Source organism: Yersinia sp. 1652 StPb PI (genome assembly GCF_041538345.1).
Taxonomy (GTDB): Bacteria; Pseudomonadota; Gammaproteobacteria; order Enterobacterales; family Enterobacteriaceae; genus Yersinia; species Yersinia enterocolitica_E.
Window position 1 is genome coordinate 3,076,200 of record NZ_JAULSM010000001.1, and the last position, 23,119, is coordinate 3,099,318.

A 23,119-nucleotide genomic window follows, 5' to 3' on the forward strand; every position below is an offset into this window, starting at 1 on the left:
TTTTAATCTCAAGATATGCTCAGTATCGTAGGAGAAGAGCGTAGGTTAGCCTATGCTGAAAGAGACACCAGACTGCCACTATTCAGGCATCAAGTAAGTGATTTGGGTAAGTGAACGCAGATAACACCTCTGCGGCTTCAAATAAGAAGGGAATAAATGGAGGTTGGCTATGCGTATATTAATAACCGGAGCTACAGGCCTAATAGGGCGCAGTCTGACTGCCTTCCTTTTATCGCAAGCCCATCAAGTAACCGCACTGACCCGTGACATTCAGCGGGCAAATCAGGTACTCGGCGCACAAGTCACCTGCTGGTCAACGCTGGATGATAAACATGATCTCAATGATTTTGATGCAGTAATCAACCTGGCCGGTGAGCCTATTGCGGAAAAACGCTGGACCTCGCAGCAAAAAGAAATTCTATGCCAAAGCCGCTGGCAGATAACCGAGCGCCTGACCACGCTAATACAGGCCAGCACTACACCGCCAGCAGTATTTATTTCAGGGTCCGCCGTTGGCTTTTATGGTGATCAGGGGCAAGCTCTGGTTACCGAAGAAGAGACGCCACATGATGAATTTACCCATCAGTTGTGCGAGCGCTGGGAAAATCTGGCGCGGGCGGCTGAAAGTAGTCATACCCGTGTTTGCCTGTTACGCACCGGTATTGTATTAGCGCCACACGGCGGTGCACTAGCCAAAATGGTCCCGCTATTACGTCTTGGATTGGGTGGCCCGATAGGGGATGGTCGCCAATATCTACCCTGGATCCATATCGATGATATGGTACATGGTATCCATTATTTGCTGACCACCGATGGCCTCAAGGGTCCATTTAATATGGTTTCGCCTTATCCGGTACATAACGAGCAATTTATTGCCACGCTGGCCGACGTGTTAGACAGACCAGCGGTTATCCGCACACCTGCCGCCGCGATTCGTTTATTACTGGGTGAATCCGCAGCGTTAGTGTTGGGCGGGCAACGGGCAGTGCCGAAACGATTGGAAGAAGCCGGTTTTGGTTTTCGTTATTTTGAACTGGAAGAAGCACTGCGCAATGTGCTGCACAAACCCTCAGCTTAATCAAACTGCTGCGGGATAGATAAAATCGCTATCCCGCAGCGATGTTACTTCAGTGCACCAGAAAGGAACTGCTGCAAGCGGGTACTCTTTGGGTTACCAAAAAGTTCAGCCGGCGGGCCTTCCTCTTCAATTACGCCTTTGTGTAAAAAGATAACATGGCTGGAGACATGACGGGCAAACTCCATTTCATGGGTTACCACCACCATAGTTTTCCCCTCCTCTGCCAGCTTTTGCATAATACGCAATACTTCACCGACTAATTCAGGATCCAGTGCGGAGGTGGGTTCATCAAACAGTAATACATCCGGTTCCATCGCCAATGCCCGGGCAATGGAGACACGTTGCTGTTGCCCACCAGATAGGTGCACCGGATATTTGGCGCGTGCGCGCTCATCAATTCCGACTTTATCCAGATAACGGATAGCCCGCTCTTTGGCTACTGACTTACTCAGCCCCAAGACTTGAACCGGCGCCTCCATCACATTCTCCAACACCGTCATATGGCTCCACAAATTAAAATGTTGGAATACCATCGTCAGGCGAGTTCGTAACAGTTGCAGCTCTTTTTTATCAAAAACTTTCAACTGCCCATCTTTATCTCGTACCAAACGGATATCACGATTATTTACACTAATCGAGCCTTCACTGGGTTTTTCCAAAAAGTTGATACAGCGTAAAAAGGTGCTTTTCCCTGAACCGGAAGAACCAATAATGGAGATAACATCACCTGCTTTAGCTGAAAGTGAAACGCCCTTGAGTACTTCGTGTTCACCGTAATGCTTATGCAATTCCGTCACAGACAGTTTGGTTTCAGCTATTTTAGTTTCTAATGTGTCAGTCATAAGGTCTCCGTACTTAATGCGATGCCTGAGGTTTTATATGAGCCAGCCAACGTTTCTCTGCCTGGCGGAACAGGCTAATTAGCGTAAAGGAGATAATCAGATAAAGTACGGCAGCAATACCAAAAGCATAAAACGGCTGATAAGTTGCGGCGTTAATATCTCGCGCTATTTTCAGAATATCTGGCACTGTGGCAGTAAATGCCAGAGCGGTAGAGTGCAGCATTAAGATGACCTCATTACTGTAGGCCGGTAAGGCAATACGCAGTGCAGAAGGTAAAATAATACAGCGATACAATTTAAAACGTGAAAAACCATAGGCTCTGGCGGCTTCGATTTCACCGTGTGGCACCGAACGAATGGCACCGGCGAAAATCTCAGTGGTATAAGCACAGGTATTCAGTGTCAGCGCCAAAATAGTGCAATTCAAGCCACTGCGGAAAAAGGCATTTAACAGGTCATTGCCTCGGACAATCTCTAAACTGTACATACCGGAATAGAATACCAATAATTGTACATATAAAGGCGTGCCACGAAAGATATAAGTAAAAACCCAGACCGGCAAACGAATCCAACGCCGTTCGGCTACCCTTGCGACGGCCAAAGGAATTGCCAGCAACCCGCCCATCACTACCGAGGAAATAAGTAACCATAAGGTGACAGCCATCCCGGTAAAGCGGTAGCCATCGCTCCAGAGCAACGCTTGCCAATATTGTTGCAGGATTTCTATCATAGCTCAGCCCTCTTCACCCCATGGGAATAGCGCCGTTCTAGCCACAGTAATACGCCATTCGATACCGTGGTGAAGATGAGATAGACCACACCGGCCACTAAAGCGAAGAAAAACGGCTGGTAAGTCCCTTTGCCTGCCAACTGTGTGGCCTTAACCACATCATTTAATCCCAGAATAGAGACCAATGCCGTTGCCTTTAGAATGACTTGCCAGTTATTGCCAATACCCGGCAGTGCGTAGCGCATCATGGCAGGAAACATTATTCTGCGGAAAATCTGGCTAGGGGTGAAACCAAATGCCGTCGCCGCCTCAATTTGGCCGCTGGGTACGGCCATATATGCGCCACGGAAGGTTTCAGTGAAATAAGCACCATAGATAAAGCCAAGGGTAATAATCCCAGCGGAGAGAGGATCAATATTGATTTGTTCAAAACCAATTGATTCAGTAATGCTATTTAGGGTTATCTGCAAACCATAGAAGATAAGCAGCATTAAGACTAAATCGGGTACACCACGGATCAGCGTGGTGTAACACTCAAACAAGCCAGATAACAGCCGGTTTGATGATAACTTTCCACCGGCACCAATCAAGCCGATAATCACTGACAGCAGCACTGAACACAGTGCCAACTCCAGCGTCACCAGCGCACCTTCAAATATCAGTTTCGAATATCCATCCAGCATCTGGGTTATCCTGTTTTACTGAGTAAGGAGTCTGGTTAATTGCTATGTTTAATTGCATGTAGAGGCCCCTGCCACTCTCGGCAGAGGCTCTAACGGCAAAGGTGCTTAACCGCCGTAAACATCAAAATCGAAATATTTTTTCGCGAGCTTGTCGTAGGTGCCATCTTTGCGCATTTCTGCAAAGGCTTTATCCAGCGCCGCTTTCAGTTCCGCATCATCTTTACGCAAGCCCATACCGGTACCTACGCCAAAGAACTGATCATTTTTTACTGATGGGCCGGCGAAAGCATAGCCTTTACCCGCTTCTTGTTTCAGGAAACCTTCACTGCCTGCAACTTCATCCTGGAAAGCCGCATCAATGCGCCCTGAAGCCAAGTCAGCGTAGATCAAGTCCTGATTTTGATAGGCAACCACATCGATACCTTTTGGCTGCCACTCAGCATTGGCGAATGCTTCCTGCGTAGAGCCTTGCAACACCCCAACACGTTTGCCTTTCAAGGCGACTAATGTTGGCTCGATTTTACTGTCTTTGGTCGCGATTAAACGGGCATTGGCAGCGTAAAGTTTGTCGGTGAAAGCAATCTCTTTCTGGCGTTTTTCAGTGATGGAGAGTGAGGAGATAATGGCATCGATTTTTTTGGCTTTGAGTGATGGGATTAATGCATCGAAGTCACTTTCAACAAAAGTACATTTAGTATCGATACGTTTGCATAACTCTTTTGCTATATCGATATCAAAACCTACCAATTCACCACTGGCATTTTTGGATTCAAAAGGAGCATAAGTTGGATCAGTACCAATTTTGACATCTTTCGGAATGGCAGCAAAAGCACTGCTGGCAGCAGCTAATGCTAAGACTAGCGGAAGAACCAACATCTTCTTATTCATACATAACCCTCAAATTGATTTTCGATGCCAGAAAGCGCGTTAATGTTCTGTACAACCCAGAGCGTTCATAAATCAATTTGCAGTAATCGTGCCAGTAATCATCTGGTAGGAAAGCTAATTCCACCACCGCTTAATTAGCACGATCACCACGAAATACAGGCATCAAGTCGTATACAAAAATCGAATACCACACTCATGCCATGATACGCGTTCTAAAACAGCATCATTGTGGTGCATAATCCGCCCCATTTCAGTGCGATGTTGCACAAATGTATCAATTAAGGGAAAAATGTTAATTATTGCCTTGCCATCGTGTAAACAGGTCTTCAGGCAGTTCGATGTCAAATTGATCGATAACCCGATTAACGGTCTGATCAACAATATCTTGAATGGTTTGTGGTCGATGATAAAACGCAGGCATTGGCGGCATAATGGTAGCGCCCAGCTCAGCGGCTTGTACCAGCAGGCGTAAATGCCCTAAATGCAACGGGGTTTCACGCACACATAACACTAGCGGGCGGCGCTCTTTTAAGATCACATCCGCGGCGCGGGTGAGCAAACCCTCGGTATAGCTATGGACAATTCCAGATAACGTTTTGATTGAACAGGGTAAAATAACCATACCTTGCGTTTTGAATGATCCGGATGAGATACAAGCAGCAATGTCACGTGAGTCATGTACAACATCGGCCAGTGCCTGCACATCCTTCACGCTGAATTCCGTTTCCAGCGCCAGCGTCTGGCGCGCCGCATTACTGAGAATAAGATGAGTTTCCACACCCTCGACATGTTGCAGCACCTGTAACAGCCGTACGCCATAAATGGCACCGCTGGCACCGCTAATGCCGATAATAAGTCGTTTCATGGGGTATAGCCTCGCACTGACGTTATGCCTTATAGAGTGAGCATAACATAAAGAAATATCGCCCGACTTTGCCGTATCAAGTACGGATTAGCAAGTTATTGGCCCCGTTTTTCCACAATACCCATGGCCCTCGGCTAGATAACAAAAAAGGTGCACCGCGCCGGAACGCTGGTTGCACCTTTTTGATTCATGATCTGCTTTTCGCTAAATATACCCAGGTATACCCAAAATAATTCAAATTGCAGGAAGGCGGCAACGAAATGAACCCAAGGAGTTGAGATAACTCAATGACTTGGGTTAGTGATGGCAGCCAACGTACATGCAGTTTGACGTATGAAGGGTATATTACCCTTCGTTATGCATCTCCAGATTCTCGGCTTCGTTATGATTACGTAATGCCTGCGCATCATCGTTACGTAACGACTCAAGATATTCCAGATAGCTCTGATCGACATCTTTAGTCACGTAAACGCCGTTAAAGACCGAGCACTCAAACTGGGTGATGTCTGGGTTATCTTCGCGTACTGCCTCGATAAGATCGCTAAGGTCCTGGAAAATCAGCGCATCGGCACCAATCAACTGGCGGATTTCATCCACTTCACGACCATGGGCAATCAATTCGTTCGCACTTGGCATATCAATGCCATACACATTCGGGAAACGAATTTCCGGTGCCGCAGAGGCGAAATAGACCTTCTTCGCCCCAGCCTCACGCGCCATCTCGACAATCTGTTCTGATGTGGTGCCACGCACGATAGAGTCATCCACTAATAAGACGTTCTTATCACGGAACTCTGCGCGGTTGGCATTCAGTTTACGGCGCACAGATTTACGACGTTCCTGCTGACCCGGCATGATAAAGGTACGGCCAACATAACGGTTTTTCACAAACCCCTGGCGGTACGGTTTATCCAGAATACGGGCGATTTCCAGCGCGATATCGCAAGATGTTTCCGGGATAGGAATGACAACATCAATATCCAGATCTTCCCACTGCTTGGCAATTTTGGCACCCAACTTCTGGCCCATGCGCACGCGCGCACTGTAGACAGAAATTTTATCCATAAAGGAGTCTGGGCGAGCAAAATACACATACTCAAACAAGCACGGATTGTATTTCGGATTTTCAGCACACTGGCGGGTAAACAACTGGCCTTTTTCCGTGATATACACAGCTTCGCCCGGCGCAACATCCCGCAGGAATTCAAAGCCAAGGGTATCCAGTGCCACACTTTCAGAAGCGACCATATATTCATTGCGGCCATCAACTAACGTGCGTTTACCAATAACCAGCGGGCGAATACCGTTAGGGTCACGGAACGCGACCATCCCGTGGCCGATAATCATCGCAACACAAGCGTATGCCCCACGGATCAACTGATGTGTTGCGGCAACAGCAGCAAAAATATTGTCTGATTCCAACGGATAATGTTGGAAACGGTCCAATTCACTGGCAAAAATATTCAGCAAAATTTCCGAGTCAGAAGTGGTGTTCACATGACGGCGAGAAACTTCGAATAATTTCTTTCTCAGTTGGTGAGCGTTAGTCAGATTACCGTTATGAGCGAGAGTGATGCCAAACGGTGAGTTAACGTAGAAAGGCTGAGCCTCGGAAGCACTGGAACTGCCAGCCGTCGGGTAACGAACATGGCCAATACCCATATTCCCCTGTAAGCGCAGCATATGCCGGGTTTCAAATACATCCTTCACCAAGCCGTTTGCTTTACGCAGCCGGAACCCATTATGGGCATCAATGGTAACGATGCCCGCAGCATCCTGGCCTCGGTGCTGAAGCACCGTCAGCGCATCATAAATCGACTGGTTTACCGGTGCAAAACCGGCGATACCGACAATACCGCACATGTTGTCTTTTCCTCATAAGCCGCTCCGAATCGGTAATTGATTCGGTAAGAAACTCGACGTGCTCTGCAGGTAGTCAAAGAACCACCTGATTATATAACTGAACTGCGGGATTAATTGTGACTGTTTCCAGTCAACACTCTGTGAGAAGCCGGTAAACGTATCCAGAAAGAACAGCATGGCAGAGACTATCAGAACACCTCGCAGCGCGCCAAAACAGACACCCAGCACCCTGTCAGTTCCTGATAAACCAGTACGTTCAACCAACGAACTAATCACATAGTTAACAATAGCCCCGACGATCAATGTCGCGATGAACAAAATGCCGATGGCAATTCCGTTGCGAACTACTTCATCTTCAAAACGCGTGAAATAGACAGCAAGGTAAGTGTAAAAATGGCTGGCAACAAAAAACGCACATCCCCATGTTACAAGTGACAATGCTTCACGGACAAAACCTCGGATTAAGCTGACCAATGCAGAAAATCCGATAATCCCTATAATGACGTAATCAATCCAGACCATGACTATTCCAATGACGAAATCGCCGCTGCATCCTGTTCGCGGCGAATTCTAACAGAAAAAGAAAACGTTTGCGTAGGGGAATTCTTACCCGCGACAAATTAAAGTGCGGCGATTTTAAAAACAACAATCGCCGCACAAACTTAGCTCAAAAACCCCGTACACCCTGATATCTTAACTCTCGGCATAAACCTTAACGCGCCGTGCCATAGGGCTTAACTTGCCCATTCAGGCCGCTTAATGAATTAAGCTCTGGCAGCGCAGATTGCAATTTTTGTTTTGACGCATCTGGCCCGACATACACACGGGTTATTTGGCCTTGAACCGGTGTTGCTGGCACCGTAAACGCCCGATGACCTGACAAGCGCAGCGTCGCCACGATTTCATTCACTTTAGCTGCGTTTTTCAACGCGCCCAGTTGGACGACATAAGCCTGCCCTACCGGTGCTTTTTCTTCTGTGACCGGTTTAGTTTCCGGCTGAACGTCCGGTTTAACCTCAGGTTTAGGTTTCACTTCCTGCGGTTTTTTCTCTACCGGTAGCGGTTTGACCTCAACCGGTTTCTTCTCAACAGGTTTCACCTCAACCGGCTTACTCTGTATCACTGGCGGTGCCACGATAGTCGGTTCAGACGGAGGGTTACCAGCATCATTAGCAGCCTGAGAGGCGGAATCATCTTTGGGGACATCCACGGCTTGCGCCGCACCTTCCGGTGGAGCAATAGGCAGAGGTTGGCTGACCGGACCAACCGCATCGATCTCCTGACTATCACCTGGTTTTGGCACTAATGGGATAGCGGCGAACTCATCCTCATAATGCTTCTTTTTACCATCCAGTAGCCCCGGCAGCACAATCACGCCTAACGCCACCAGAATTATGGTCCCGACTAAACGGTTCTGGAACTTACTTGCCACTCGCACTCCCAATTCAATGCCTTGATAAACTCAAGTTTTCACAAATTCAGGCTGTCACAAATCCAATACAGCCATCACATGAGCGACAGTATGGAAAGAGCCACAGACAATAACCACATCCTGTGGTTTTGCATCCAACATAGCCTGACGCCAGGCCGTTTCTACATCGCTAAACTGGCGTGATAACACCAAATGCTCGGCTAATTGCTCCGCCGTCGCCCCACGCGGCCCTTCAAGCGGCGCGCAGTACCATTCATCGACTTGTTCAGATAAACAGGCCAGCGTCCCGCCGATATCTTTATCTGATAGCATACCTACCACAGCCCGTACTTTACCGTGTTTCGGCAATCGAGCCAGCCTGTCGGTGAGATAACGTGCTGCATGCGGGTTATGGGCTACATCCAAAATCAGCAGTGGTTGCTCACTGACAACCTGAAAACGCCCCGGCAAACTGGCAGCCAACAAACCCTGGCGAATAACCTCATCGCTTAAAGGCAGGCCGGAATAGTGCAATACTGCCAGAGCTGTCGCCGCATTCGCCAAGGGTACATTGGGTAAGGGTAGATGGGTCCAATGATGGTTGCCACACTGCCAATCCCAGCTATTTTCTTGTTGTTCACCTGGCTGTTGTTGGCTAAACCGCCATGCGTCATCACGGCGATACAGCGGCGCCCCCAATTGCGCCGCAACATCGGCAATCGACTGCGGCATATCCGGTTCGCCAACCACGGCAGGTTTCCCCGCACGGAAAACACCGGCCTTCTCGCGGCCAATGCTTTCTCGATCGAAGCCCAACCAGTCAGTATGGTCTATGGCAATACTGGTGATAGCCGCAACATCAGAATCGACTATATTGGTCGCATCCAAACGTCCACCCAGCCCCACTTCCAGAATCACTACATCAAGCTTAGCCTGCTTAAATAATTGCAGCGCAGATAAGGTGCCAAATTCGAAGTAAGTCAGTGAGATACCCGCACGCCCGGCTTCAATTTGAGCAAAAGAGTGGCTGTGTTCAGCCTCAGACAGTTCTTGCCCCTGAATACGGACTCGCTCGGTGTAACGCAAAAGGTGAGGTGAGCTGTAAACCCCGACCCGCAGACCCGCTGCAAGTAAAATTGATTCCAGGGTACAACAGGTGGTGCCTTTGCCATTAGTACCGGCAACGGTGAAGACTTTTGGGGCAGGGTTAAGCAGATCCAAACGCTCAGCAACCTGTTTAACACGTTCCAGACCCAACTCGATGGGTTGAGAGTGCAAACGTTCAAGATAGTAAAGCCACGCGGCCAAAGGCGACGTGGCTTGGGGAGTTTGATGGTTTTTCATAAGTCCCGTCACTGGCCTTTATATCCTTCGTACTTGAAGCCGCAGGGTTGTTAGCTGCGTTCATTCACCCGAATCACTGACTTAAGTCAGTGATTCGGGATTTATTCGCTTGCTGCCTACCTGCGGCTCCAATTACTTTGGGTATATCTTTTCTTATTGAAAGCAGCAAAGCTTAAGTTGCGACCATGCACAACCACCGGGCATCACCTTATCAGGGTGATGCCCGTGGGGATAATCAGGCTTCAGCCTGATTATCCGCCTGGACTGTATCAGCTTTGCTCTCAGCCACATCAGGTTGTGGCTGATGCGTTAATTTAGACAAGATGCTGGCAATTGTCTGACGCATCACCGGGCGGCGAACGATCATGTCGATAGCGCCTTTTTCAATCAAGAACTCACTGCGCTGGAAGCCCGGCGGCAGTTTTTCCCGAACGGTTTGCTCAATAACCCGTGGACCAGCAAAACCGATTAAGGCTTTTGGTTCTGCGATATTGATATCACCCAACATTGCCAGACTGGCGGAGACGCCACCCATGGTAGGGTCCGTCAGCACAGAAATGTACGGCAAGCCACGCTCTTGCATTTTAGCCAGAGCAGCACTGGTTTTTGCCATCTGCATCAGTGACATCAATGCTTCCTGCATACGAGCACCACCACTGGAGGAGAAGCACACCAACGGGCAATTATCTTCCAGCGCCTGCTCAACTGCACGCACAAAACGGGCACCCACTACTGACGCCATTGATCCACCCATAAAGGCAAATTCAAATGAAGCGGCAACGATCGGCATCCCTTGTAAGGTCCCTTTCATGGCAACCAAAGCGTCTTTTTCGCCGGTATCTTTTTGTGCGGCAGAAATGCGATCTTTATACTTTTTGGAATCCTTAAATTTCAGGATATCCTTCGGCTCCAGTTCGCTACCCAATTCAACTTCACTGCCTGCATCCAGTAGCATATGTAACCGTGCACGGGCTGTCATACGCATGTGGTGATCACACTTAGGACAAACTTCCAGATTACGCTCTAACTCGGCACGGTAAAGCACCTGACCGCAACTGTCACATTTCGTCCACACCCCTTCAGGAATACTCGCTTTACGGGTTTGTGTAATATTGCTTTTGTTAAGAATTCGTTCAATCCAGCTCATCGATGACCTTTCTGTTTGAACCTGGCTGTTGCCAGTCCGCTGTTCATGCTTTAACCATCTCCCTGAAAACATCCCAACAAAAAATGCCTGAGATACACGCCATTACAACGTGGCTAAGGCACAGGAACTCGGGTTGTCCGCAGGAACAGACCATAAATGTCACTCATTAAACCATATTGGCTCGACAGTGTAGATAAAAAACTGGTCGAACCCACGGCTTAGGTAACGTTTTTACTGATTTTTTTGCCGTGATTGCGCGCGCCGATGCCGCCATACCTCAAATACACCCGGCAAAATTGACACCACAATAATGGCAACGATTAGCAATTTCAGATTGTTCTGCACGATAGGTACGTTACCAAACAGATAACCAGCATAGGTGAATAACAGCACCCATACCAACGCCCCAATCACGTTATAAGCCGCAAAGTGGCGATAAGACATTTTACCCATTCCGGCGACAAACGGCGCAAAAGTGCGGATAATCGGGACAAAACGTGCCAAAACAATCGCTTTACCGCCATGTTTTTCGTAGAACTGATGGGTTTTTTCCAGATAACTGCGGCGGAAAATTTTGGAGTCCGGGTTACTGAATAGTTTCTCTCCGAACACCCGCCCAATGGTGTAGTTAATAGCATCGCCCAAAATAGCGGCGGTAACCATCAGTGCCACCATAATGTGCACATTGATATCATTGGACGGTAATGCTGCCAACGCACCGGCCACAAACAGCAAAGAATCCCCTGGCAGGAACGGCGTCACCACCAGACCGGTTTCACAGAATAAGATCAGGAATAAAATGGCGTAAACCCAAACCCCATACTGCGCCACTAGCTCCGCCAGATGGACATCAATATGCAAAATAAAATCAATAACGAAACGTATAAATTCCATAAATACTCTCAAATGGTAAACATACTTGTGCTTTGAGTGAGTGAGATTAGCTGAACTTCCTTAGGTATTCCTTAGCCCAAGGCGACCTCACTCATCAATGTAGAGAAATCAGTCGTCTGCCAAAAAAAGGGGTCCCATTGGCGCTGTTGGTAGCGCAAAGCGTTCGGGGTAATCAACCGCGACTAAATACAACCCTTCGGCTTTCGCTGTTGCCGCAGCACGTGATCGGTCTTTCAGTGCCAGCAACTGGGCCATCCAGTTGACATCCTGATTACCAGCGCCAATCTCAATCAAGCTACCAACAATATTACGTACCATATGATGAACAAAAGCGTTGGCCTTGATATCTACCACGATATACGCGCCATGTCGGGTAACTTTGACATGTTTTACATTTCGCCATGGGGTACGCGACTGGCACTGTATCGCACGAAACGAGGTAAAATCATTCTCGCCGAGTAAACATTGCGCCGCTCGTTCCATTTTTTCAGCATCCAGCGGCAGGTAGCAATGAGTTACCCCTTGCGCCAACACCGCTGGACGATAGCGATGGTTAAAGATGATATAGCGATAACGGCGGGCAGTAGCGCTGAAACGGGCGTGAAAATCGTCATCCACTGTTTTTATCCAGCGCACGGCGATATCAGGCGGTAAATGGCTATTGACCCCCATCGTCCAGGCGGCATCTTTACGCACCGCCGAGGTGACAAAATGCACCACCTGCCCGGTGGCATGTACGCCAGCATCAGTGCGCCCAGCACAAAATACGCCAATGGATTCATCGGCAACTTTTGACAAGGCAGCCTCCAGACAAGCCTGCACACTGGCAACCTCCAACTGCCGTTGCCAGCCGAAATAGCGGCTGCCGTTATATTCAATACCCAGCGCAATTTTTATACCGGCCGTTTCAGCCACTATCTCTTGTGGCTGAGTCAACTCAAGTTCGGACATCAGTACAGTTGCTCCTGCAACAGGCGCTCCGCCGTTTCAATTGCCATCAACGCACCGCCGAAACGAATGTTGTCGGCCACTGACCAGAACTGCAACACTTCGGGAATGCCATAATCATTGCGGATACAACCAATACTCAAAACATCACTGCCAGAGGCATCAGTGACTTGTGTTGGGTAATCATCTTCTTCTGATAACTGGATATCGTCGCAATTTTCCAGCTCACTGCGAGCGTCCTCCGCGGAGATCGGGCGCAAGGCTTCCAGATGAACCACTTGTGCCTGACCGTAAAATACCGGTGATTGAATGCAACTCACCGAGATAGGCAAGCCATCGTCTTGCAATACTTTGCGCACCTGATCAACCAGACGGCGCTCTTCGCGCACACTGCCCTCTTCATCCGCCAGCAGCGGCAACACGTTAAATGCCAATTGCTTAGCGAAAACACCTGGCTCAGCAGGAATACCATTTAACAGCTTGGCGCTTTGACCGGCCAGATCGTCCACAGCGGCCTTGCCATGGGCGGAGGCTGAAATCAATGCAGTGACATGCACGCGGGACAAGCCAGCCTGTTCCGTCAGTGGTTTAATCGCAGTCAGCAACTGGCTGGTCAGGCTATCGGCTACCGCCACAATATTGCGATTGCGATATTCTGCCAGCACCTGAGGATTCACACTTGGCACCACCAGCGGTACATCCAGTTCCATCGCGAACAGGCCACTGCTGTCGATAACCAGGCAACCGGCATTCGCTGCTTCTTCCGCATAGAGTTGTGAGGCTTCGCGCCCGGCAACAAAGAAAGCTAACTGCGCCTGAGACCAGTCAAATTCAGCAACATTTTCAACCAGTAAACTTTTACCATTAAAGCGCACAGAAGCACCGGCGCTGCGTTCGCTGGCCAGCGGATACAATTCACCAACCGGGAACTGGCGCTCATTTAACAGCTCCAGCAAAGCTTCACCTACTGCGCCCGTTGCTCCTAACAGAGCAATATTCCAGCCGTCAGACATGTTGGTTTTCTCCACTAACGTTCATTAAATTACAAGGGTTCATTCAGATACTAAGATCGATTGAAAGAGAAAGGCGGTAAAAAACCGCCTGACAATCAATAAATTAACGTTTATACCGCGTTTATAATAACTGTGTACTAAAGCCTAATTTCTGCAACAGTTCAGCACTGGCAGCATCATCGCACTGCACGCAGAGTGATGACCACTCACGGCGTTCCTGATAGTGCTTACGCAGCCGATCAAACTCACCGGGGATACCGGCCACATGGCGCAGTGGCGCATCATCGCGGCGCACATCATACACCAAGTGCATCAATCGTTTTAATTTGCCTTCATCCAACGCACCGTTAAGTCTCAAGTGGCTAAACTCCGGTTGAGGCAACAAAGAAGCTAGCTCTACCGACTGCGGCTGCCCCAGATGTTGACTAAAAGCTTCAAACACTTGTGTGGTACCACGAGCTTTACCCTCCAGCGTATAGCCGGCGATATGTGGTGTCCCGATATCAATCCGCCCTAACAGCGGCAAAGATAATTCCGGTTCCGGTTCCCATACATCCAGAACCACGCTGAGTTTTTTACCTTTTTCCAACGCACCAAGCAGCGCGGCATTATCCACCACGGCTCCGCGGCAGGCATTAATCAGAATACGGCCATCCGGCAAGGCTGCCAGTAATTCATCATCCGCCATGTGCAGGCTTTGATAAGGGCCGGTTTTATTCAACGGCGTATGGAAAGTGAGAACATCTGCCTCTCGCACCAGTTTTTCCAGCGGCCAGAAAGTGTCGTTATCACCTCTGTCTGCTCGTGGTGGATCGCACAGCAAAGTCCGCACACCAAGGGCTTGTAGCCTGGTATTCAATCTGGCCCCGACATTCCCCACCCCAATAATACCGACGGTTTTGTCACGCAATTGGAAACCATCACGTTCGGCCATCATCATCAGTGCGGAAAAAACATATTCCACAACCGCAATGGCATTACAACCGGGAGCTGCGGAGAAACCGATTCCCTGTTGCTGTAGCCAGTTATCGTCGACATGATCGGTACCGGCGGTTGCCGTTCCCACAAAGCCAATTGACGTGCCTTGCAGCAACGCCTCATTCACTTTGGTGACCGAGCGCACCATCAGCGCATCTGCACCAACCAGTGCGTCACGGGGGATTGGCCGCCCCGGCACTGCCTGTACCTCACCTAAACGCCGAAATAGCACATCTGCGTACGGCATATTCTCATCAACCAGGATTTTCACTTTATTCTCCGGCAGCTTACTGCCCTATAGATGAAAAGCAGGGACTTAGTATATACCCAAAGAAGTTGGAGTTGCAGCCAACCCCCTACAGCTTCAGGATGAAGACGATCCCCAAAATCATTGGCGTTGCAGGTAGGCGGCAAGCGAATAAATCCCGATGAGCTGACTCAAGTCAGTGATTCGGGTGCGTGAGCGTAGCCAACACCCCTGCGGCGTCAAGGATGAAGGGGATTACTGCGACGAAAACGCTCCGGCGTAGTCCCTGCAATTTGCTGGAACATGGCGATAAAAGCTGATGCGGAGCTATACCCTACATCCAGTGCGACACTTTGCACGGTTTTACCCTTTTCTAACAATGAGATCGCATGTAAAAAACGCAACCGCTGCCGCCATTCGCTAAAAGCCATACCCAGTTCTTGTTGGCAGCGGCGCGATAACGTCCGCTCGGTGGTATAGACCCGCTTAGCCCACTGCGCCAGCGAGGTATTGTCCGCCGGGCAGCGCTCTAGCGCCGCCAGAATAGGTGACAGTAATTTATCCTGTGAGGTGGGCAGATAGGTGCGCTGTACCGGTGACAACCTGAGCTGATCAATCAATACGTGGGCTAAGCGCATATCTTGCTCGCTTTCCGGCATCAATAAACCACGGGAGAAGCAATCTTCCACAATGGTATTAAAGATTGGACTGACATTAATCAGGCAAGCTGATAGCGGTAACTCATCACACAGCGTAGGTGCAATATCAATGGCACGAAATTGCATCGGCTTACGGTTATGGCTGGAGTGCTCCATGCCGGCCGGTATCCAGACACTGAATTCAGGGGGGGCCAGAAAACGCTGCCCGCCGATACTCATCGCTACCACACCTGACTTTACGCAGATCAACTGCCCGTAAGGATGGGTATGCGGCAAAAACTCAGTATTGGCATTAAAGGCCTCACAGCGAAAGGAAAGGCTCAGTGGCACGGTCGTGGCAACCACCGGGAAAGAGGGTTCTGCCATCGTGAACTGTCTCCTGTAAAAAATGATTCCTGCCGAGATTGTCCTAATCGCAGCAGTTATTGTCTGATTTTCAGTATATAGAATAAATCAGACAACTGTAGACTACGTCACATGTTATTTAGATGAGAATTATTATCATGAATATGTTATTCCCCCTGTTCGCGGTGATCATCTGGTCCATCAATGCCGTGGTCAGTAAGGTCTCTGCCACCGCAATTGATCCCGCCGCCATCTCGTTTTATCGCTGGGTGCTGGCGTTGCTAACGTTAACCCCATTCTTGCTGCTGGGTGTTATCCGCAATTGGCGGGCAATCCGCGTTTATTGGTGGAAATTGATGATATTGGGGATGCTGGGTATGGTGCTGTACCAAAGCCTGGCGTACTACGCGGCTCACAGTGTTAGCGCCCTGTTTATGGGGATTCTCAGTTCGTTAATTCCCTTACTGACTGTGCTTATTAGCATTGTGGTGTTACGTGTCGCCCCCACGGTAGGCATTGCATTAGGTAGCGTGCTGTCATTAGGGGGGCTAGTGTGGTTGGTTAGTGCAGGTAACCCGGCACAACTGTTGCAACATGGTATCGGCAAAGGCGAATTGATGATGTTCGGCGCATCGGCATCCTATGCGCTGTATGGCGTATTAACCAAACGCTGGGCGATTCAATTACCCAACTGGCAGTCCCTTTATATGCAGATCGTTTTCGGCGTGGTGCTGTTATTGCCTAATTTCCTGATGGCCTCAGATGTGCAATTGACGGCGCAGAATATTCCATTGGTGCTATTTGCTGGGATCCCAGCCTCAATTATTGCGCCTTATTTGTGGATCCACGGTGTGATGCGGTTAGGGGCAAATACTGCGTCGATATTTATGAATCTGACACCGGTATTTACCGCCATTATTGCCGTGGCCTTCCTTCATGAGCAATTACACAGCTATCACCTGATTGGCGGGGGTATCACGCTGGCTGGGGTGATATTAGCTCAGCGCCTGCGCACCCCATTGCGAAGAGCGGCGGCGCAGTAAAAATAAGGTAGCGGCGTATATTCTGCGCGGCTACCCCCTGCCCTTTTTTTATTCCGCGCTAACCGCCACCATTGCTGCTTGAGCTTTATCTTTACGATGCAACATCAACACCCCCAGTAATACCAGCGCGCTGCCCAACAATTGGGAGGGAGAGAGTGTTTCACCCAACAAGAAATATGCAATCACCGCAGTGAAGACCAGTTCCAGCGTTAATAGTAGGCTGGCCACCGCCAAAGAGAGTGTTTTCAAACTGAGATTAAACAGGCCAAACCCTAGTAACGTTGGACCGGCGGCTAAAATTAACAATAGCCCCCAACCAGACCATTGAATGCCATTAGCTCCATGGGATAAGAAAAATAGATCACCCACCATTGGCTGTAACCCAGGCAATGGAAACCACAGCAATAACTGATTAAATATCAGTTGGTAGATGGCGGAGAAACCAAAGACGTAAAGAATAGTGTTCCAGACCGGATAACGGCGTTCAGTCGCAATGCGCCCAGCCAGAGTATAAAAGCTGTAACCAATACCGGAGGCCAATCCGATAAATAAGCCAACAAAATTAAAGTCTGATGCAGTAATATTCAGGCCATCGCTGACTAAGAAACAACCCAACAGGCTGATAATAATAACCAGTAATTCACGCCAGCCCATATATTCGTTATAGAAAACCCAGCCGAGAAACACGGTAAAACCGATTGAGCAATAGACCAGAATGGTGGAGATCGACGCACCGTTTAAAGCGACAGATTCAGTCCACAGCCCATTAAAGACCGCCAGCAATAAGCCATACGCCGTATAGAACTTTAGCTGGCACCCGCGTAATTTGGCCCATTCCGGTTTGGTCAGAAGTAAAATAGGTAATAACACCATGGCGACCAGTGCTGCCCGCCAGAAAGCCAATACCGAAGTGGGTAGATGATAATGCGCCGTGAGGATGCGAATTATGATGCCGGTAAAACCCAACAACATGGCACTAATGATCGCCAGCAGATAGCCTTGTCGTTTGCCACTAAACCCGCCGTTGCCCGCCCCGATAGAGCCAAATGCTGATGGGAATAAATCTGCCGGAATCGCCATAACAACCTCATAACTACTTTCAGGATATTAATCAGATAGCGATTGTACCCCCCATGTTCTCGGCCACCAGAGCCACTTTCCCACTGATTGATACAGGCCACTTTTTTCCTCTTGAAGCCTTGTTAACCTTGAGTATAGTGACAATATATTATCCACAGTGAGCCACTTTTGGTCGGTGAGACATGCATATTCCGTTAGATCGCCAGCAAGACATTCCACTGTATCTACAAATCGAAGAGGCATTGCGCCGTGCTATTCTCAGTGGGGTGTTTGCTGATGGCGACAAACTGCCCTCAACCCGCACCTTGGCAGCAGAATTATCAGTGAGCCGCCTCACAGTGGATAATGCTTATGCCGAGCTGGCGGCGAAGGGGTTATTACAACAACGTCGCGGCAGCGGTGCCTATGTCTGTCACCTCTCGCCGCCGCCAAGCCATCCGCATCCACGGCTACATGGTGAGTTCCCACTGGATCGTTTTACCACTGTCACCTCAAGGCTGGACGGGTATGCCGATATCCCCTTACCGCCAGATACCATCAATTTTGCTGCTGGCATCGGTAGCCCCAAAATTTTCCCATTGGATGAATTCCGCCAAATCTTGCATTCAATTCTGCGCCGCCATGCTGAAGAAGCATTCAGTTACGGCGATTACTGTGGCTATTATCCATTGCGCGATACACTCAGCCGCATTCTATCCGCACAAGGTATCCCAACACGGCCAGAGCAACTGTTGATAACCAATGGTTCGCAACACGCCATCAGTCTGATCAGTCAATCACTGCTGGCCCCAGGTGATAGTGTGCTGGTAGAAGAACCCACTTATGCCGAAGCATTAGCCCTGTTCCGCCTGCATAAAGTGAATATTATTGCTCTGCCCAGCGACCAACAAGGCATGAATCTGGCGACCCTGCCTGCGCTGTTAGCCAGGCATCAACCGAAACTTATCTATTGCATTCCCAACTTTAATAACCCCACCGGACGCTGTATGAGTGAAGAGCGCCGCCATCAGTTAGTGCAAATAGCCAGAACTGCTGGGGTGCCGATACTTGAAGATGATTATGTGGGTGACTTGCGTTACAGCGGCAAAAAGCTGCCTTCGCTGCGCTCACTGGCAGCCGCGGGTGAAGTTATCTATGTCAGTACTTTTTCCAAAATGTTACTGCCCAGCATGCGCATTGGTTATCTGGTGGCAGACGCGCCCCATTACATCCAACTGGCGCGCTTAAAGCATGTTGACAGTTTTACCAGCTCGAACCTGATCCAACGGGCGTTGGATGCATTTGTCACAGTCGGGCGCTATGACAAACAACTTCGTCGGGCTTGCCGTTTGTACCGCCAGCACCGTGATGCCATGGTCGATGCCCTCCAGCAGACACTGCCGCTCGGCTGCCAGTTTGAAGTTCCTGATGGGGGATTATTTATCTGGCTACAATTGCCAGCAAACGTGCCAATGACTCAATTAATGCCGCTGGCGTGGCAGGCGGGGGTCACTTTCGCTAAAGGTGGCGGGTTTTACCGCGAAGAGTCAGATGGAGAGTTCACCCTACGTTTGAATTTTGCCGCTAATTCGCCCGAGCTGATTAGCCAAGGAATAGCCAGATTAAGTGCGGCGATTGGTCAGTGCCAGGCATAATATTAATCAAAAAAACGCACCACCAAAAGTCAGACTGAGTCCAACGTTTGGCGTGCGTTTCACTGTGGCGTTGGCTAAACAGCGTTACCTCAGAACGAGGCCAGCCATAAACGCAGTTTCATCCCCCAATAGCTGCTCCATCCGCTGGTATTTTGTACCATCTTGCCTTGATAAAGGATCACTAACGTCGGTGTAACACTGACTTGCCACTGCGCTGACAACTCGCCGCGTGGGTCATTTATCACCGGTAACCGGTAGCCTTTTTTGGTCAGCCAGCGCTCAAGCTGTGGTGCTTCACCAGAGCGTAGCGCCACTGTCATCACATTCTCGCCCTCCTGCACCAATTGATTGACACTGGGACTGGTGAATTTACACACGCCGCACCATGTTGCCCAAAAATAGATGAGCAACGGTTTGTCCTGGCTCATCGCCTTTAGCGAGACAGTCTGGCCCTCCAGGGTTTGTAATGACACATCGCCCCAATCAGCAGGTACCTGCGGGCTACGCAACCAATCCATCCCCAAAGAGACCACCGTGACCAATACCAGCAGAATAACCAGCTCTTTACCCCACCGCTTCAAGCGACTCATTTACCCGCCTTAGCCAGTTGCTGCTTCACTATCTCCTCCAGTTGCTCATAGGAAATAGCTCCTGGGATTATCTGATTACCAATCAAGGTGGCAGGTGTGCCTTGGATACCCAGTTGATCCGCTAATTTCAGGTTGGTACGCAACACATTCAAGCTCTGCTCGCTTGGTGCTACCGGCGTAACACCGGTTTTTTTCTGCGCCGCGGCAATACTGTCAGCATCGTGGAAACCTTTTTTCGCCATCAAGCGCTGATGAAATGGCAGAAATTGATTCGGATGTTGTTGCCACAGTGTCAACGCCAACCGTGCACTGGTCACCGAGCTTTCCCCTTTAAACGGTAGCGGTTTTATCACCACCGCCACTTGCGGGTACTCCTTCACTACCTTTTCCAGCAACGGATCAAAAGTTTTACAAAATGGGCAGTTGTAATCGGTAAATGAAACCAATGTCAGGGCTGGAGTTGCAGCCCCAAAACGTGGGCTGCCAGGGTCTTGGAACAGCGCCTGCTTATTGGCGGCGATAAATTGATCCATTTGCTGCCCTTGCGCTTCATTAGCTTGCTGCTGCAAGGCATTGATAGATTGTTCAAGAATGTCTGGATTGGCGACCAGCGTTTCACGGATTAACGCTTTAATCCGCACTTCCTGCTCCGGCGTAAAGGGTGCAGCCGCCCACAGTGACGTCGAGATCAGCGCTAACAACACAACCATGATAATTTTCATTCTTTATTTCCTTTAGCATCGGCCAAAATTTTTAATAACACGTCACGGTCCAACAGTGGCGAGAGCACCACACCCTGCGGTTGCTGTGGCCCATAAATTTGATTAAATGGGATTGCGACACTGCCGCGCTGGCGCAAAAACTCAGTAATATCAGCAGAAGGTCGCGTCCAGTCACCGCGTAACGCCACCACGTCAGGCGCTTGCAACGCCTGCTGTACATCGTCACGCATCAGGACGTGTATTTTGTTAACTTTACAGGTCACACACCAATCGGCAGTGACATCGACAAACACCCGCTTATGCTCCATCAAGGCTTTCTTAATGGCTGATTCAGTTAATGGCTGCCACGGGATGGTGTCATGTAGCGGTTTGCGCCACAGATTAGCCGTCAGCGAACCCGCCAACAGTAATCCGCCGATAATCAACACCCCGATTAAGCTGACGATTGCGGCAACACGCACGCCATAGCGCCAGCCAATTGCCAGTAATAGCGCTAACAGCAACACTCCGCTAATCACCATCACCAGTGGTGAGCCAATATGGCTCACCATCAGGCTCAGTAACCACAGACTTGATGCCAGCATCAGCACCCCCATTCCGATACGCAGACGGTTCATCCAACGACCTGGACGGGGCAACAACAGCACCAATCTAGGCCATAGCGCCACCGCCAACCACGGCAGGCTCATGCCAACCCCCAGGGCGGTAAATATGCCCCACAGCGCCGGTAAAGGGGCGGCCAGTGCAAAGGCTACCGCCGTCCCCAGAAATGGCGCGGAACACGGGGTTGCCAGTAGCGTCGCCAATGCGCCCTGTCCAAAGTGGCCGGCCAAACCGCGAGCCCCCGCTTGCTCCACACGAGGCGCAGCAATACGGCTATTGAGCGATGAGGAGAGGTTAATTTCGAACAAGCCGAACAGGTTGGCCGTAAAGAGTGCGGTAACCAACACCATAAAGCCGATAAACCAAGGGCTTTGGAACTGAATTCCCCAACCAAGGGCATGATTACCTAAGCGCAAGGCGGTCATCAGTAATGCCAACAACCAAAACGAAGTCACAATCCCAGCAGACGATGCCAGAAACTGCCAACGGACCTGACGGCGGGTTTGCTGCCCAGTCTGCAAAATCGACCCCAGTTTCATGGCAAGGACCGGAAGCACACAAGGCATCAGATTAAGAATAAATCCGCCCGCCAGCGCCATCACTATCCAAGACCAAAAACGAGTGGAGGATTGCGGTAAAGTGAGCGCTTGCCCAATGGTCACCGTGGCCTCTTGCGCCAGACCCGCATCAGTAATCACCATCGTCAGGGGTTTACCACGTAGATCCCCCACGCCCTCCCCCCAACCATCAGTCGCAGGAACCCGTACCGATAACTGATTACCCTGCACACTGACCAGCGGTTTACCGAGATCCACGTCCGCCAAGGTATCGAAGAACAACTCGGGCTGTTGCCAACCTTCGTCACGCACCGCCAGAATTTGCACCTCGCCATGGCCAAAACCAGCTTGGATCTGTTGGGTCAGGGCATTGGCAATGGGTACCTGCCCCATCGCCTGGGCAAAATCATGTTGGAATTGCTGTTGGTTTTCGCCACTTAACGGCGAGGAAAGATCGATGCTAAACGGGTAGTCAGTCAAAATGCAGACATTGCTACAGGTCGATAGGGTCAAGATGCCACTTAGCGTTTTGGGTGCCTTAGCGGAAATGACGATCGGCAGCATGGCCTGCTCGTGATAGCCCTGAGTAGAGATACCAGAAACATCAAACCGTTGTGGTACAGGCCAGTACCATTTTACCGCGTCAAGAGCTGTGCTCCAGGCAATGGTCGGTGCAATGCCCCCTTCACCCGGTGAGCGCCAATAGGTTTTCCAGCCTTTCTCCAGTTGAACGGAAAGTAACAGGCGGGTTTCACCGCTCGTTGAAGGTTCGGCACGAATCCGCACCTTAGCATGTGAGTTTTGTGGGCTGACCAACCAGCCGCTGTCTGCCGCCCAAAGGGTGGGCATCCATAGCAGTAACAGACAGAACAACGCTGTCTTGCTTAAATTGAACATGATTCTTCTCCAGAAATAGATTAATCACAGCAACCCAAAGGGGTGCCGTAGTTATGCC

The 23,119-nt window shown here is 49.8% G+C and carries 22 protein-coding genes; 3 read left to right on the forward strand and 19 right to left on the reverse strand.

The annotated features are described in order from the left end of the window. The first annotated feature begins 169 nt into the window (after window positions 1-169). A complete protein-coding gene (locus tag Q2T71_RS14030; RefSeq protein ID WP_372559485.1) occupies window positions 170-1,078 on the forward strand; it encodes a TIGR01777 family oxidoreductase in 909 nt (302 codons plus the stop codon). 44 nt (window positions 1,079-1,122) lie between these two features. Here Q2T71_RS14030 and hisP read toward each other — a convergent pair whose 3' ends face one another. From hisP to Q2T71_RS14105, 15 genes are all read right to left on the reverse strand, one after another. Continuing rightward, the gene (gene hisP, locus Q2T71_RS14035) at window positions 1,123-1,920 is read right to left on the reverse strand and encodes a histidine ABC transporter ATP-binding protein HisP (protein ID WP_005192680.1); all 798 of its coding nucleotides are present in this window, start codon (window positions 1,918-1,920) and stop codon (window positions 1,123-1,125) included. Window positions 1,921-1,933: 13 nt separating this feature from the next. After that, window positions 1,934-2,650 carry an ABC transporter permease gene (locus tag Q2T71_RS14040; protein ID WP_083158242.1) on the reverse strand — a complete coding sequence of 239 codons (717 nt, stop codon included), beginning with the start codon at window positions 2,648-2,650 and terminating at the stop codon, window positions 1,934-1,936. Next, window positions 2,647-3,333, reverse strand: coding sequence for a histidine ABC transporter permease HisQ (locus Q2T71_RS14045; RefSeq protein ID WP_083158241.1), 687 nt, complete (start codon window positions 3,331-3,333; stop codon window positions 2,647-2,649). The genes Q2T71_RS14040 and Q2T71_RS14045 overlap by 4 nt, the downstream gene beginning before the upstream one ends. Before the next feature lie 105 nt (window positions 3,334-3,438). Further along, window positions 3,439-4,221 (reverse strand): histidine ABC transporter substrate-binding protein HisJ, encoded by a 783-nt coding sequence (hisJ, locus tag Q2T71_RS14050; RefSeq protein WP_083158240.1) that lies wholly within the window; start codon window positions 4,219-4,221, stop codon window positions 3,439-3,441. 292 nt (window positions 4,222-4,513) lie between these two features. Further along, window positions 4,514-5,086 (reverse strand): UbiX family flavin prenyltransferase, encoded by a 573-nt coding sequence (locus Q2T71_RS14055; RefSeq protein WP_083158239.1) that lies wholly within the window; start codon window positions 5,084-5,086, stop codon window positions 4,514-4,516. Between the two features lie 345 nt (window positions 5,087-5,431). Then, window positions 5,432-6,949: an amidophosphoribosyltransferase gene (gene purF, locus Q2T71_RS14060; protein ID WP_083158238.1), complete on the reverse strand. Its 1,518-nt coding sequence runs from the start codon at window positions 6,947-6,949 to the stop codon at window positions 5,432-5,434. A 12-nt stretch (window positions 6,950-6,961) separates the two neighbouring features. Further along, entirely contained in the window at window positions 6,962-7,471 is a 510-nt protein-coding gene (gene cvpA / locus Q2T71_RS14065) for a colicin V production protein (RefSeq protein WP_005192693.1), read from the reverse strand. A 190-nt stretch (window positions 7,472-7,661) separates the two neighbouring features. Continuing rightward, entirely contained in the window at window positions 7,662-8,381 is a 720-nt protein-coding gene (gene dedD, locus Q2T71_RS14070) for a cell division protein DedD (RefSeq protein WP_372559486.1), read from the reverse strand. A gap of 54 nt (window positions 8,382-8,435) precedes the next feature. Further along, window positions 8,436-9,704, reverse strand: coding sequence for a bifunctional tetrahydrofolate synthase/dihydrofolate synthase (folC, locus tag Q2T71_RS14075; RefSeq protein WP_372559487.1), 1,269 nt, complete (start codon window positions 9,702-9,704; stop codon window positions 8,436-8,438). 235 nt (window positions 9,705-9,939) lie between these two features. Beyond that, window positions 9,940-10,851, reverse strand: coding sequence for an acetyl-CoA carboxylase, carboxyltransferase subunit beta (gene accD, locus Q2T71_RS14080; RefSeq protein WP_372559488.1), 912 nt, complete (start codon window positions 10,849-10,851; stop codon window positions 9,940-9,942). A gap of 231 nt (window positions 10,852-11,082) precedes the next feature. Next, window positions 11,083-11,745, reverse strand: a complete 663-nt coding sequence (locus tag Q2T71_RS14085) for a DedA family protein (RefSeq protein WP_083158234.1) — start codon at window positions 11,743-11,745, stop codon at window positions 11,083-11,085. A gap of 108 nt (window positions 11,746-11,853) precedes the next feature. Beyond that, the gene (truA, locus tag Q2T71_RS14090) at window positions 11,854-12,696 is read right to left on the reverse strand and encodes a tRNA pseudouridine(38-40) synthase TruA (RefSeq protein WP_372559489.1); all 843 of its coding nucleotides are present in this window, start codon (window positions 12,694-12,696) and stop codon (window positions 11,854-11,856) included. Beyond that, window positions 12,696-13,706 carry an aspartate-semialdehyde dehydrogenase gene (locus Q2T71_RS14095; protein WP_372559490.1) on the reverse strand — a complete coding sequence of 337 codons (1,011 nt, stop codon included), beginning with the start codon at window positions 13,704-13,706 and terminating at the stop codon, window positions 12,696-12,698. Before Q2T71_RS14095 ends, truA begins: the two co-directional genes overlap by 1 nt. A 121-nt stretch (window positions 13,707-13,827) precedes the next feature. Beyond that, window positions 13,828-14,955: a 4-phosphoerythronate dehydrogenase PdxB gene (gene pdxB / locus Q2T71_RS14100; RefSeq protein WP_372559491.1), complete on the reverse strand. Its 1,128-nt coding sequence runs from the start codon at window positions 14,953-14,955 to the stop codon at window positions 13,828-13,830. Between the two features lie 215 nt (window positions 14,956-15,170). Continuing rightward, window positions 15,171-15,956 carry a helix-turn-helix domain-containing protein gene (locus tag Q2T71_RS14105; RefSeq protein WP_372559492.1) on the reverse strand — a complete coding sequence of 262 codons (786 nt, stop codon included), beginning with the start codon at window positions 15,954-15,956 and terminating at the stop codon, window positions 15,171-15,173. A gap of 137 nt (window positions 15,957-16,093) precedes the next feature. On the opposite strand from Q2T71_RS14105, the gene Q2T71_RS14110 reads away from it, so the two are divergent. Next, entirely contained in the window at window positions 16,094-16,978 is an 885-nt protein-coding gene (locus Q2T71_RS14110; protein WP_372559493.1) for a DMT family transporter, read from the forward strand. A 48-nt stretch (window positions 16,979-17,026) separates the two neighbouring features. Here Q2T71_RS14110 and Q2T71_RS14115 read toward each other — a convergent pair whose 3' ends face one another. Further along, window positions 17,027-18,058 carry a DMT family transporter gene (locus tag Q2T71_RS14115; protein ID WP_372559494.1) on the reverse strand — a complete coding sequence of 344 codons (1,032 nt, stop codon included), beginning with the start codon at window positions 18,056-18,058 and terminating at the stop codon, window positions 17,027-17,029. 182 nt (window positions 18,059-18,240) lie between these two features. Between Q2T71_RS14115 and Q2T71_RS14120 the strand changes: the two genes are divergently transcribed. Beyond that, window positions 18,241-19,692, forward strand: a complete 1,452-nt coding sequence (locus Q2T71_RS14120; RefSeq protein WP_083158227.1) for a PLP-dependent aminotransferase family protein — start codon at window positions 18,241-18,243, stop codon at window positions 19,690-19,692. Window positions 19,693-19,781: 89 nt separating this feature from the next. Here Q2T71_RS14120 and Q2T71_RS14125 read toward each other — a convergent pair whose 3' ends face one another. From Q2T71_RS14125 to Q2T71_RS14135, 3 genes are read right to left on the reverse strand one after another with little or no spacing between them, the layout of a single operon-like run. Further along, the gene (locus Q2T71_RS14125) at window positions 19,782-20,282 is read right to left on the reverse strand and encodes a protein disulfide oxidoreductase (protein ID WP_372559495.1); all 501 of its coding nucleotides are present in this window, start codon (window positions 20,280-20,282) and stop codon (window positions 19,782-19,784) included. Beyond that, complete coding sequence (locus Q2T71_RS14130) at window positions 20,279-21,004, reverse strand: DsbA family protein (RefSeq protein ID WP_372559496.1); 726 nt, start codon at window positions 21,002-21,004, stop codon at window positions 20,279-20,281. The genes Q2T71_RS14125 and Q2T71_RS14130 overlap by 4 nt, the downstream gene beginning before the upstream one ends. Further along, window positions 21,001-23,061 carry a protein-disulfide reductase DsbD family protein gene (locus Q2T71_RS14135; RefSeq protein WP_372559497.1) on the reverse strand — a complete coding sequence of 687 codons (2,061 nt, stop codon included), beginning with the start codon at window positions 23,059-23,061 and terminating at the stop codon, window positions 21,001-21,003. Before Q2T71_RS14135 ends, Q2T71_RS14130 begins: the two co-directional genes overlap by 4 nt. Window positions 23,062-23,119 lie beyond the last annotated feature (58 nt).